The following is an 11943-nucleotide window of genomic DNA, read 5'->3' as shown; positions in this document are numbered from 1 at the left end:
ATCGCTCAACACAAACTCGCCAGCAGAACGACCCGCATCAGACATCCACCCAGCATAGACACCTAACCCACGAATTTCAGACGCGACACACTAGTCGTCCGGACCGCTCTGGTGGCGCATGTTCTCGTCGGCCTGCCGGAAACGATCGGGCGTCCAGTGGCGGTCGACCTCGGCCGGGCTCTGGGTGTTGCGGTGCTCCACGGCGGTTTCGGGGCCGGGCGCCGGGCGGGGCTGCCGCGCCGCCGCGGCGCTCAGCCCGGCGGCCGCGAGCCCCGCGACGACGGTGAGCACGAAGAACGCTTTCTTCCGGGACATGGGAACCACCCTCTCCGCGTACCGAGAATACCAGTGCGACGGAGGGGTGAACGGGCTACGAATCGCGTTCTCGTCGGAGGTGGTACCCGCGAAATGCGTAGCCGTCCACAGTGGAGGGTGGTTTCCCGTCAGCCCGGCGAGCCCACCGCGCAGATCCTGATCGGGGCAGCGTGCGCCGGGTCCAAGGCGTTGCGGACCAGGTGCCACACGTTCAGGTCGTAGGCCTCGCCGATGTGGCCGACCGGGTCGAACGGGCACGAGTCCTGGACGTAGCGGTTGTGCACGCCGGGCTCGCGGATGAACGATGTCTCGGTCGGCGTCACCAGCTCGTCGTAGCGGGAGGTGATGATCGTGTAGTCGATGCCCGGCTGGGCGACCGGGCCGGTGTTGAGCGCGACGATCGCCGCGCCGCCGTCCAGCTCGTCGGCGAAGATCGGCAGGCCGATCGTCTTGACGATGGAGTCCCAGGTGGACTTGCCGAGCAGCGTGTAGGCCAGTGTCAGGAGCCCGGACGCGTTGGCGCCGTGCGTCGGCGGGGCGATCGCGACGACCTTGCCGATCTCGCTCTGGATGCCCTGCATCTTGGCCAGGTAGATCGACTGGAGCCCGCCCTCGGAGTGGCCGACGACGTCGACCTCGGCCGCGCCGGTGGCCGCGCGGACCTTTTCGACGAAGTTCTTGATCTCCAGCGACGACTCCGCGACCGGCTTCAGCCCGCCGACGAACGGGAACTGCGGGTAGGCGCCGTAGGTCAGGGAGAACGTGCAGTAGCCGCGGGCGGCCAGGTCGGCCTGGAGGAAGTTGAGGTCCTCGTAGTAGGTGGCGAAGGTGCCGTGGAGCAGCACGACCGGGTTCGGGTGGGCCGCGCTCGGGCGGCAGCCGAAGTCGTTGTTGCCACCGGTGGCCGCTTGGGCCGGCGCCGCCGCGCCCAGGGCGAGCAGGCTCGCGATCCCGAGCCCGGCCAGCCATCGTTTCGTTCCCCGCCCCATCGCGAAGTCCTCTCGTCTGGTTGCTATGCACAGCATGCGCGCCTTGATCAACGCTGTCTGCTGGCAAAAAGCGCAGAAACTTGCCGTCAGCGTTTGTGCATGGTGACAATGTGGCATGGATCCGGTGGCCGAGCTGTTCCCTCGATCGGGTGAGATCGCGGCCGCCATGATGGCGCGGTGCGCCGCCGAGATCCCGGCGTACCGGCTGCTTCCGGCGACCGTGCTGGAGGGCGACCTGGTCGCCAACGCGGCCGCGGTGTTCGAGCTGTTCCTGACCACGGTGGCCGAGGACCGGCGCCCGACGTCCGACGAGCTGTCCCTGCCGATCGCCTGGGGTGCGGAACGAGCCCGCGACGGCCTGCCGCTCGAAGCCGTCCTGAAGGTCTACCCGCTGGCCGCGAGCGTGGCGTGGGAGCTGGTGGACGGCGACCGTGCCGTGCTCGGCGCGCGAATGCTGGACTTCCTCGGCGAGGTGATGCCCCGGGTCGCGGAGGCGTACCTGCGCGAGCGCGACGACCTCGACTGGGAGCACCGGGAGGACCGGCAGAACCTCGCCGCGAGCCTGCTCGCCGGCCGGCCGGTGCGCCGCCGCGAGCTGGCGGAGAGCTACGACGTCGTGGTGTTCCACCTTCCGGCGCAGCCCGCGTCGGCGGGATCCCGGGCGGCGACGGACCTCTTCCGCGCCGTCCGGTCCGATTTGGACACCCAGCCGGGCGTGCTGGTGACGTTCAAGGGTGACGGCGGGGTGCTCCTCGTCCCGGCCGGCGTCGCGGCCGACGCCGTGGCGGCCCGGGTCGACGAGATCTGCGGCCGTCGCTGCACGGCCGCCGCGGCCCACGCGGAAACCCGGTCGGACATCCCCGCCGCGCACTCCGAAGCCGTGGAAATCCTGGCCCTGGCGGAGAACCTGCGCCGCCCGGCCCGGCTCTACCGGCTCGCCGACCTGGCCATCGAGTACCAGCTCGCGCAACCGGGCCCGGCGCGGGAAGCGCTCGCGCTCGTACTGGCCCCGCTCGAGGACCACCCGCACCTGATCGACGCCCTGCGCGCGTTCGTGACGTCGGACTACAACCGCGGCGAAGCGGCGACGGCGTTGAACATCCACCGCAACACGCTGACCTACCGGCTGGGCCGGATCCAGCTGATCACCGGCTACGACGCGACGCGGCCCGCGGACGCCCGCCACCTGGCCGCCGCGATGACGGCTTACGACATCGTGCGGCAGAACGGGTGAATATCACGGGATAACGCTTACGTCGCGTTCTCGCGAATCCGTTGCGGATCCGGCCGGACGGCCGATTCCAGGAGGCGGAGACGGAAGAAGCTGATTCCCATGAAAGCCGCCCGAATTCTCGTCGCCACCCTGGTCTCGGTGAGCGTTGCCGCTTGTGGAACGCCGGTCGTCGGTGTGCCCGTACCGGTCGCCGCGCCACCGGCGCCGACGACCAGCACGGCCGTGATCGCCGTACCCGCGGCGCCGCAGACGGTGTACGTGCAGCAACCGCCCGCGTACGTCGCACCGGCGGACACCGCGGAGGCGCGCACGGTCATCGCGTACTACGACGCGATCAACCGGCGCGACTTCGTGACGGCGTGGTCGCTCGGCGGCAGCCGCATCGCCGGCGGCGGCGGGTTCGCCAAGTACGCCGACGGTTTCGCGACGACGGCGTGGGACACGGTGACCGTCACCGGCGTCCGGGGGAGCACGGTCTCGGTCGTGCTGTCGGCCGTGCAGACCGACGGGAGTACGCGGACGTTTTCCGGCACCTACACCGTTTCCGGCGGCGTCCTCGCCGGCAGTCACATGACCCGGACGAAATGAGCCAGCAAATGCGCCTCTTCCGCGCCACCGCCGCCCTTTCCTGCGTGCTCGCCCTCGCCGCGTGCGGGGTGCCGGTCGCCGGAACCGCCGCCCCCGCGGGGATTTCGACGGTGGTCACCACGGCACCGAGCACGCCGACGGTCACGGTGGCACCGCCGCCGACGCAGACGGTGACCGCCGTGGTGCCGCAGAAGGTGTACGCCCCGGCGAGCGGTCAGTGGTACGCCCAGTCGAGCTGGATCTACGCCCAGCCCTGGATCGCGATCACCCCCGCGGCCGGGCAGACGCCGTGCCAGTGGCTCCACGCGCGCGGCTACAGCTATCCGCAGGCGTACGCGGCCTGGGCGCAGAACGGCTACCCGGCGAGCTGGTCGGCCACCGGCGACGGCTACCCGTGCCAGAAGTCCTACGGCATGCAGCACTAGCCGGCCCAGGCGCGGACCAAAGGTCTTGAATGAGTCATTCAGGTCTTCGGAGGTCCTGAATGACTCATTCAAGACGTTCGCACGCGCCGCCGCGCTGTCAGCGGACCTCGGATGCGCGACCCTGGCCGGCCCAGGCGCGGACCACATCGCCCAGTACCGTCAGCGGCAGCGGCCCACCGCCGAGCACGACGTCGTGGAAGTCCTTGATGTCGAACGCTTCCCCGAGCTTCTCCTCGGCGAACCGGCGGAGGCGCAGGATTTCGAGCCGGCCGGTCATGTAGGCCAGCGCCTGGCCGGGGCTCTCGATGTACCGGTCCGTCTCGGACTGGACCTCGACCTCGCTCAGCACGGTGTGCGCGCGGAGGAACTCGACGCACTGCTCGCGCGTCCAGCGCAGGGCGTGCAGGCCGGTGTCGACCACCAGCCGCGCGGCACGCACCGAGTCCTCGGCGACCATGCCGAGCCGCATGAGGTCGCTGGAGAACAGGCCCATCTCGTCGGCGAGCCGTTCGGTGTAGAGGCCCCAGCCCTCGCTGTACGCGGTCACCGGCGCGATCCGCCGCAGCTGCGGCAGGTCGGTCAGCTCCAGCGCCAGCGAAGTCTCGAAGTGGTGCCCGGGCACGCCTTCGTGGAACGCCACGGTCTCGGCGATGAACCGGTCGCGCGTCCGCACCTCGTGCGCGTTGGTGAAGTAGATGCCCGGGCGCGAGCCGTCGAGGGCGGGCGGGAAGTAGTACGCCGGGGCGGCGGCGGGCGCGTCGGCTTCGGGGACGGCCCGGACGACGCACTCGGCGCGGGGCATCCGGTGGAACCAGTCCGGCGCCGCGGCGGTCGCGCGGGCGACGGCGGCGCGCGCGGTCTCCAGCATCTCCTCGGCGTCGCGCCAGCGGAGGCTTTCGTCGGTCCGCAGCCGGCGGCGGACTTCGGCCGGGTCGGTCAGCCCGAACTCCCGGCCGCCGATCTCGGCGTACTCGGCCTCGAGCCCGGCGAGGACGTCGAGGCCCAGCTGGTGCAGTTCCTCAGGGGTGTGGTCGGTGGTCGTGTGCATGCGCGCCAGCGCCGCGTAGTGCGCTTCGCCGTCTTCGAGCCAGCAAAGCCCGGGCTGGTCGTCGGGCCGGCCGTGCCCGGCGATTTCGGTGGCGAGAAACTCGCGGTAGCGCACCAAAGCCGGCCGGACCACCTCGGCCACCAGCCGGTCGCGGCGCTCGCCGCGGTCGCCGGTCAGCGGCTGGGCGAACACCTCCTCCTGGGCCAGGAACCGGTCCAGGAACGCGACCGCGTTGCGCGCCATGCGGTCGACCGGCGTCCGGCCCGCGCGAAGCCCGGCTCCTTGGCGCTGCGCCAACGCGTCGTAGAACGCGGGGAGCGCGGCCAGCCGGGTCAGGTAGTCCTCCTCGGCCCGTTCGCCGGACGGCGTGAGCTGCGGCAGGAAGAACAGGTGGCTGATGCCGGTCGCGAACATCGGGTCGGCCAGGGTGAACTCCACGGTCCGCGCGTCGAGCTGGGTGACCACGGCCTCGGCCTGCTGGACGACGACGCCGAGCGTCACCTGGTCGGGGTCCGCCGACGCCCGGGCCCGCGCGAGGATGCCGGCGGCGCGGTCGCGAATCTCCCGCTGCGCGGCTTCGCCGGGGTCGGTCAGCTCGGTGTCGTGGCCGGGGATGCCCACCATGGTCGCTTCGAGCGGCACCCAGGTGCCCAGGACGTCCAGGAGTTCGTCGGCCAGCGCGCTCGCTTCGGAGGTCATCTCCCCATTCTGTCGGCGCCGCTCAGCCTCGATCCAGGGGATTTCGCACCGGGGCGAGCGCGAGTTCCCGCGACAGCGCGAGGGCCGCGGTCCGCACCGCCGGGGCCAGCCGGTCGAGGTCCAGCTTCGCCGCGTTGCCCGTGATGGACAGGGCCGCGAGCACCTGGCGCCGCGCGTCGAACACCGGCGCGGCGACCGCCGACACGCCGACTTCGTACTCCTCGTGGTTGACGCCGTAGCCGCTCTCCGCCGCCCGGGTCAGCTCCTGCCGCAGCCGCCCGGGCGCGACGATCGTGCGCGGCGTCCAGCGCGCCAGCCCGGCGACGGCGAACTGGCGGAAGTAGTCCGGCGAGCCGAGGGCGAGGAACACCTTCCCGGTCGCGGTGCAGTGCAGCGGCAGCTTCCCGCCCACGCCGGACTCGATCAGCGTCGACCGTCGTCCGCTCACCTTCTCCAGGAACAGCGTGTGCGGGCCGTCCTGGACCGCGAGGTGGATGTTCTCGTGCGTCGCCTCGTACAGGTCCTCCAGGTAGGGCAGCGCTGCCTCGCGCAGGTCGCGCCGCCGCGGCACGCGCTGGCCGAGCTCGAACAGCTTCATGGCGAGCCGGTACCGGCCGTCGGTGCGTTCGAGCCCGCCCCAGCCGACCAGTTCGGCGGCGAGCCGGTACACCGTCGGCTTCGGCAGGCCGGTCCGCGCCGTCAGCTCGGCGAGGGAGAGCGTCGTGTCGGCGTAGGAAAACGCGTCCAGCAGCGTCAGGCCGCGGGCGAGGACGGACTTCGGCGGGCCGCTCATCCCGTGATGATGATCCGGTGGCGGGGGCGAGGCAACGTCGTTGAGCCGAGCGGTCACCGGATCGCCTCGGCGACTTTCGCGGCCAGCGCCAGCACGGTCAGTTCCGGGGCCACCGAGAGCACGGCCGGCAGCAGCGACGCGTCGGCGACGTACAGGCCGTCGACGTCGTGGGACCGCCCGTCCGGGCCCACGACCGAGCGGGCCGGGTCGTCGCCCATCGGCGCGCCGCCCTGCGGGTGCGCCGCGAACAGCCCGCTCCACACGACATCCCGGGCCCCGGCCGCGCGCAGGTGTTCCACCGCGAACTCCAGCGCCCCGGCCAGCCGTCGCCGCTCGGCCGTCGAGAACCGCTTGCCCACGACGACCGCGTCTCCGACGCCGAGGTCGGCGACAGCGGTGTTGTCGTCGGTGACCGGCACCTGCAGGCCCGTCCAATCCGGATAACCGCGCATGACCTCGGCCAGCCGCCCGCCCCACAGCGGCCGGCGCCCGGGGTCGACGAGGCTCGCGGCGAAGGCGACCGGGCCGGGCAACGCGGCCGGTTCGACGGCGAACCCCGCGCCCGCGTGGGGTTCCGGTGACCGGGCGAGCAGGCCGTACACCAGCCGGGCCGGGCGCAGGCCCAGCGTTCGCCCGGTCAACCGCGCCGACGGTGCGTCGATCTCGGCGGTTTCGTGGGTGTGCAACAGGATCCGGGGTGTCGCGAGCGGGCCGGCGGCGAGCACGACGACCGGGGCGCGCAGTACGCCGTCGCCCCCGTCGCACGTGTAGGCGACGCCGGTGACCTTCGGGCGCGGCCCCGACGAGTCGAGGAGGACGCGCCGGACCTCGTGCCGCCGGCGCACCCGTGCTCCCGACGCCGGCACCGGGCGTTCGTACCACGGTTCGAGGTCGGCCGGCCCGAACGGGCCCGCCGCGCCGAGCAGCCCGGTGTGCTCGTGGAACTTCGCGACGTCGGACGCGGGCGCGCGCTCGGCCTTCGCCGGGCCGGAAGCGGTGGGCGGCCCGATCGGCTCCTCATCCGCCGTGGACACGAAACAGGCGCGGCCGGGTCCGCTGTCGAGCAGCAGCACGTCGGCCCCACGCGCGGCCAGCACCGCGGCGATCGCCCCGCCGCCCGCGCCGACGACCAGGACGTCGGCCCGGTCGGGCCCCCGCCGGCCCGGCGGGGTGTGGTCGCCGTAGAACGCCTCGATCGCCAGCAGGCGGAACCGGTCGAAGGCGGCGCTTCCGGCTACCCTCGCCAGCGCCGGCGGGCTCGTCACCCCGGCCATGACCCCGATCGCGGCGTGCACGGCGTCCTCCTCGGCCGGGGTGAGGGCGGACAGGGTCGTGGCGAGGTACCGGTCCGGCCGGGCGGCGGCCGAGCCGGGGACGAGCAGCTCGCAGACCCGCGTCACGACGGCCGCCTCGCCGGCGCCCAGCAGTTCGCTCACGGCACCCCGTCACTTTCGCTGATTCAGTGGAACGCCGAACCACCGTCGACGTTCAGCGTCTGCCCGGTCAAGAACCCGCTGCCCTCGTCGCACACGTAGCGCAGCGTCGACAGCACGTCCGCGGGGCTCTCGGTGCGCGGCACCGCCTGCCGCGCCCGGACCCGCTCGAACCCGCCCCCGGCACCGGTCGTGCGGGCGGCCGTCGCCGTCGTCGTCAACCCGGGTGCGATCGCGTTCACCGTGATGCCTTCCGCGCCGACCGCGTTGGCCAGTGCGCGCGTGAAGCCGACCAAGCCCGCTTTCGACGTCGTGTACGCGACCAGGTCCGGCGGACCGAGGAAGACGACCGCCGACACGATGTTCACCACCCGGCCCCAGCCGGCCGCCCGCAGGTGGGGCAGCGCGGCCCGCGTCACCAGGAACGGCCCCTCCAGGTTCAGCCGCATCACCCGGCGCCAATCGTCCACAGTGGTCTCTTCGAACGCGATCGGCGGGTAGATCCCGGCGTTGTTCACCACGATGTGCAGAGCGCCGAACGCGTCCACGACCTGTTCCACCGCGGCCTCGACGGCGACCGGGTGCGTCACGTCGACCGTCACCGGCAGGAACTCCCCGCCCGCGGCGACCACCCGCGCGGACGTCTCGGCCTGGTTGTCCACGTCCCAGCCGGCCACGCGGTGGCCGAGCCCGGCGAGGGTGACGGCGAACTCCTGGCCGAGTCCGCGCGCGGCCCCGGTGACGACGGCGATCCGGCTGGCGACCCGGCTGGTGGACGGCATGGCGGCAGCGTGGCGGCCGGCGCCCGGTCGCGACAAGGTCACCGTTTCACCCACCGAAACGCGCGTCTTGCCGAACCCGTGCCCGCCTGGTGACCTTCGCGGCTATGTCCACGACCCCGTGGTACCGCCACATCCTGCGCGACGAGCTCGGCGTCGTGCTGGTCCTGGCTGTCCTGGTGGGCGTCGTCGGGCTGGCGCACCCGGACTTCCTGCGCCCGGTCAACCTGCTCTCCACCGCGCAGAGCTCGGTCTACGTCGGCCTGATGGCCTGCGGGATGGTGTTCCCGCTCGCGATGCGCGAGGTCGACCTGTCGCTCGGCGGGCAGTACGCGCTCGGCATCGTGCTGGGCGCCGTGCTGATCCGCGACGGCTGGTCGCCGTGGCTGGCGCTGCCGGCGATCCTGGTGGTCGCGACCGTGCTCGGCTGCCTCAACGGTGCGATCACGACGTACCTGCGGCTGCCGTCGTTCATCGTCACCCTCGCCGCCGCGCTGCTCTTCCGCGGCGCCGCGCTCGCGCTGGCCGACGGCAAGCAGATCAGTAGTATGCCGCTGGACCACGCGTTCTTCAGCGTGCTCGGCGGCGACCTGGCCGGCGTGCCGACGTCGGTCTGGGTGCTGCTGGTCGCGACGATCGCGCTGACGGTGGTCTTCACGCGGACCCGGTTCGGGGCGCGGGTGCGGGCCGTCGGGTCGAACCCGGACGCCGCCGAGTTCAGCGGCCTGCCGATCGCCCGGACGCGGATCGCCGCGCTCGGCCTGTCCGGGTTCATGGGCGGCGTCGCGGCCGTGCTCGGGCTGGCGTTCTTCACCGCGGGCGACCCGACCGTCGGCAACGGCTACGAGCTGACCGCGATCGCCGCGTGCATCATCGGCGGCACCCCGCTCGCGGGCGGGCGCGGCTCGGTGCCCGGCGCGGTGCTCGGCAACCTCATCCTCACCACCGTCGCGGCCAGCCTGGTGTTCCTGCAGGTGCCGATCAACTGGACGACGTTCGCCACCGGCGCGGTGATCCTGGTCGCCGTCGCCTTCGACAGTGTGCTGCGCCGCACGCGCGGCCGGTCCCCTCGCAGGAGAACCCATGAAACGGATCCCGGTCCTGGTCCTGATCACGTGCCTGACGCTGAGCGCCTGCGGTAGCTCCGGCGGTTCCGGCGGCGGCCAGTTGAAGATGGGCATCGCCGTCGCGAACATCAGCCTCAACTTCGCCCACGAGATGGTCGAAGGGGCCGAAATGGCGGCGCAGCACGAAGGCGGCGTCGACTTCAAGGCCGTCGGGCCGCCCAACACCGACGGCCCGGCCGAGCAGCAGCTGTTCACCAACCTCACGCAGACCAACCCGGACGGCGTGGTGCTGATGAACCTCGACCCGCCGATCTTCACCCGGCCGGCCGCGACCGCGATCGACCGCGGGGTGCCGGTGGTCGCGCTCGACACCGCGCCGACCGACGGCAGCAAGGTCACTTTCTACGTCGGCAACGACAACTACGACCTCGGCGCGCAGCTGGCGCAGGAGTTGCTGAAGCGGTTGCCCGCCAACCCTTCCGGCACGGTCGTGGTCGGCGTGCCCAACCCCGGGACGCCGGTGCTGGACAACCGCGCTCGCGGCATCAAGGAGACGTTGGCGGCGAAGGCGCCCGGGATCAAGGTGCTCGGCCCGTTCCAGACCTACAGCGACCCGAACCAGAACTACGGCGCGTGGTCCGCGCTGGTGCACGCGAACCCGTCGGCGCTGGCGTTCCTCGGTGTCGGCGACGCGGACAGCTACGACCTCGCGAAGATCAAGCAGGCGGAGAGCGGCAAGTACCTCGTCGCGGGCGCCGACGTCGACGCGAAGACGCTGCAGGGGGTCAAGGACGGCCTCGACTTCGTCACCATCGACCCCGAGCACTTCCTCAAGGGCTACGTCGTGACCGCGCTGCTGATCCGTTCGGTGAAGGACAAGAAGCCGCTCCCGCAGGGCTGGTTGAAGACGCCGGGCCTCGTGGTCGACTCGTCGAACATCGACGTGGTGCTCAAGCGCCAGCTGACACCGCAGGCGGCGTACGACTTCTACAAGCCCGAGATCGACCGGTTGCTGGCGAACCCGGCGGGCCTGGTGCGGCCGCTGACCGAGGCTCGCTGAGGTGCTGCGTGCGACCGGCCTGACCCGGCGTTACGGCGGCGTCACCGCACTGTCCGAAGTGGACATCGTGCTGGCCCCCGGTGAGGTGCACGCGGTGGTGGGGGAGAACGGTGCGGGCAAGTCGACGCTGGTGAAGATCCTGTCGGGGGTGCTCCGGCCGGACGTGGGCTCGCTGTCGCTCGGCGACTCGCCGGTGGCGTTCTCGTCCGCTCGCGACGCGGTCGGCCGCGGGGTCGCGCTGGTGGCGCAGGAGCTGGCGGTGTTCCCCGACCTGACGGTGCTGGAGAACCTGTTCCTGCTCAACCGGCGGCGGTTGGCTTCGCGCGCGGCGCCGGTGCTGGCGGAGCTGGGACTCGACGTGCCGTTGGACGCCCGGGCCGGTTCGCTCACGCTGGCCGACCAGCAGCTGCTGGAGATCGGCCGGGCCCTGCTGCGGGACCCGGCGGTGCTGATCCTGGACGAGCCGACGTCGGCGTTGCCCGCCGAGGCCGTGACGCGGCTGATGGGCGTGCTGCGGCGGCTCGTCGCGCGTGGGGTGGCGGTGTTGTACGTGTCGCACTTCCTGGAGGAGGTGTTGCGGATCGCTTCGCGGATCACGGTGCTGCGCGACGGCCACGTGGTGCTGGACGGCGTCGAGAAGGAGTCGGTGGACCTGCACGGCGTGGTGGCGGCGATGCTGGGAGACCGCGCCCTCGCTCCCGTCGCTTCCCGGACCTCGCCGCCCCGGCCCCGGCCGCCCGCGATCGTGGTCGAGGAGCCCGCCTTCGCCGTGGCGGAAGGGGAGATCGTCGGTCTGGCCGGCCTGCAAGGTGCGGGACACCTCGAAGTCCTCGCCGCGCTGTCCGGGCGGCCGCCGGGCCACGGCCGGGTCCACATCGGGGGCCGGCCCGCGCCGCGTTCGGTCCGCGCCGCGGTCCGGGCCGGGATCGCGTTCGTCCCGAGCGACCGCAAACGCTACGGCCTGATGCTCGATCAGCCCGTGTGGCGCAACACCAGCGCCGCCACCTGGCTCGGAGCCGGCCGCGGTGGCTGGTGGCTGCGCCGCGAAGCCCACCGCGCGGCCGCCCGCCGGCACATCGAGCGGCTGCGGATCCGGGGCGGCCCGGACGACCTCGTGGCCACGTTGTCCGGCGGCAACCAGCAGAAGGTGGTCTTCGCGAAGTGGCTCGAGGCCAATCCCCTGCTGCTGGTGCTGGACGACCCGACCCGCGGCGTCGACGTCGGCGCGCGAGCCGAGATGCACGCGGTGATCGCGGAGCTGGCGGCGGCGGGGAAGCCGGTCGTGCTGGCGTCGACGGACCTGGCGGAACTGTGCGAGCTGTGCGACCGGGTGCTGGTGTTCCAGCGGGGCCGGGTGGTGGCGCGGTTGACGCGCTCGGAGCTGTCCGAACGCGCGCTGAGCGTGGCGATGAACGCGGGGTGGGGGGGGGGGGGGGGGGGGTGTGGGGGGGGGGGGGGGGGCCCACTCCCCGCCGGGGGGCGGGGGGGAGCACAAGAGGTGAAGGCGCGAATT

At 72.5% G+C, this 11943-nt stretch carries 12 protein-coding genes; 6 read left to right on the top strand and 6 right to left on the bottom strand.

Going from position 1 to position 11943, the window contains the following annotated elements; genetic code table 11:
* Positions 1–90: 90 nt before the first annotated feature.
* Positions 91–315 carry a hypothetical protein gene (locus AB0M59_RS50240; protein WP_364630432.1) on the bottom strand — a complete coding sequence of 75 codons (225 nt, stop codon included), beginning with the start codon at positions 313–315 and terminating at the stop codon, positions 91–93.
* A 128-nt stretch (positions 316–443) separates the two neighbouring features.
* Positions 444–1304: an alpha/beta fold hydrolase gene (locus AB0M59_RS50235; protein WP_364630429.1), complete on the bottom strand. Its 861-nt coding sequence runs from the start codon at positions 1302–1304 to the stop codon at positions 444–446.
* Positions 1305–1419: 115 nt separating this feature from the next.
* On the opposite strand from AB0M59_RS50235, the gene AB0M59_RS50230 reads away from it, so the two are divergent.
* From AB0M59_RS50230 to AB0M59_RS50220, 3 genes are all read left to right on the top strand, one after another.
* Positions 1420–2538, top strand: a complete 1119-nt coding sequence (locus AB0M59_RS50230; RefSeq protein ID WP_364630426.1) for a helix-turn-helix domain-containing protein — start codon at positions 1420–1422, stop codon at positions 2536–2538.
* A 99-nt stretch (positions 2539–2637) separates the two neighbouring features.
* Positions 2638–3126, top strand: coding sequence for a hypothetical protein (locus AB0M59_RS50225; protein WP_364630423.1), 489 nt, complete (start codon positions 2638–2640; stop codon positions 3124–3126).
* Positions 3127–3134: 8 nt separating this feature from the next.
* Positions 3135–3551, top strand: coding sequence for a hypothetical protein (locus tag AB0M59_RS50220; RefSeq protein WP_364630420.1), 417 nt, complete (start codon positions 3135–3137; stop codon positions 3549–3551).
* 97 nt (positions 3552–3648) lie between these two features.
* On the opposite strand, the gene AB0M59_RS50215 is transcribed toward AB0M59_RS50220, so the two are convergent.
* Genes AB0M59_RS50215 through AB0M59_RS50200 form a run of 4 tightly spaced genes read right to left on the bottom strand, consistent with a single transcriptional unit; the run spans position 3649 to position 8306 of the window.
* The gene (locus tag AB0M59_RS50215; protein WP_364630417.1) at positions 3649–5298 is read right to left on the bottom strand and encodes a DUF885 domain-containing protein; all 1650 of its coding nucleotides are present in this window, start codon (positions 5296–5298) and stop codon (positions 3649–3651) included.
* A 22-nt stretch (positions 5299–5320) separates the two neighbouring features.
* Positions 5321–6091: an IclR family transcriptional regulator gene (locus tag AB0M59_RS50210; RefSeq protein ID WP_364630414.1), complete on the bottom strand. Its 771-nt coding sequence runs from the start codon at positions 6089–6091 to the stop codon at positions 5321–5323.
* A gap of 53 nt (positions 6092–6144) precedes the next feature.
* Positions 6145–7527, bottom strand: coding sequence for a GMC oxidoreductase (locus tag AB0M59_RS50205; protein ID WP_364630411.1), 1383 nt, complete (start codon positions 7525–7527; stop codon positions 6145–6147).
* A gap of 23 nt (positions 7528–7550) precedes the next feature.
* Positions 7551–8306, bottom strand: coding sequence for an SDR family oxidoreductase (locus AB0M59_RS50200; protein WP_364630408.1), 756 nt, complete (start codon positions 8304–8306; stop codon positions 7551–7553).
* A 104-nt stretch (positions 8307–8410) separates the two neighbouring features.
* On the opposite strand from AB0M59_RS50200, the gene AB0M59_RS50195 reads away from it, so the two are divergent.
* From AB0M59_RS50195 to AB0M59_RS50185, 3 genes are all read left to right on the top strand, one after another.
* Positions 8411–9445 (top strand): ABC transporter permease, encoded by a 1035-nt coding sequence (locus AB0M59_RS50195; protein ID WP_364630405.1) that lies wholly within the window; start codon positions 8411–8413, stop codon positions 9443–9445.
* Positions 9387–10430 (top strand): sugar ABC transporter substrate-binding protein, encoded by a 1044-nt coding sequence (locus AB0M59_RS50190; protein WP_364630402.1) that lies wholly within the window; start codon positions 9387–9389, stop codon positions 10428–10430. Before AB0M59_RS50195 ends, AB0M59_RS50190 begins: the two co-directional genes overlap by 59 nt.
* Before the next feature lies 1 nt (position 10431).
* Positions 10432–11943 (top strand): sugar ABC transporter ATP-binding protein (locus tag AB0M59_RS50185; protein WP_364630399.1); only part of this gene is annotated, 1512 nt, incomplete at its 3' end.

The organism is Amycolatopsis sp. NPDC051371, assembly GCF_040682155.1.
Taxonomy (GTDB): domain Bacteria; phylum Actinomycetota; class Actinomycetes; order Mycobacteriales; family Pseudonocardiaceae; genus Amycolatopsis.
The sequence above is the reverse complement of the archived record's forward strand: the minus strand, read 5'-3'. Positions and strand labels throughout refer to the sequence as shown.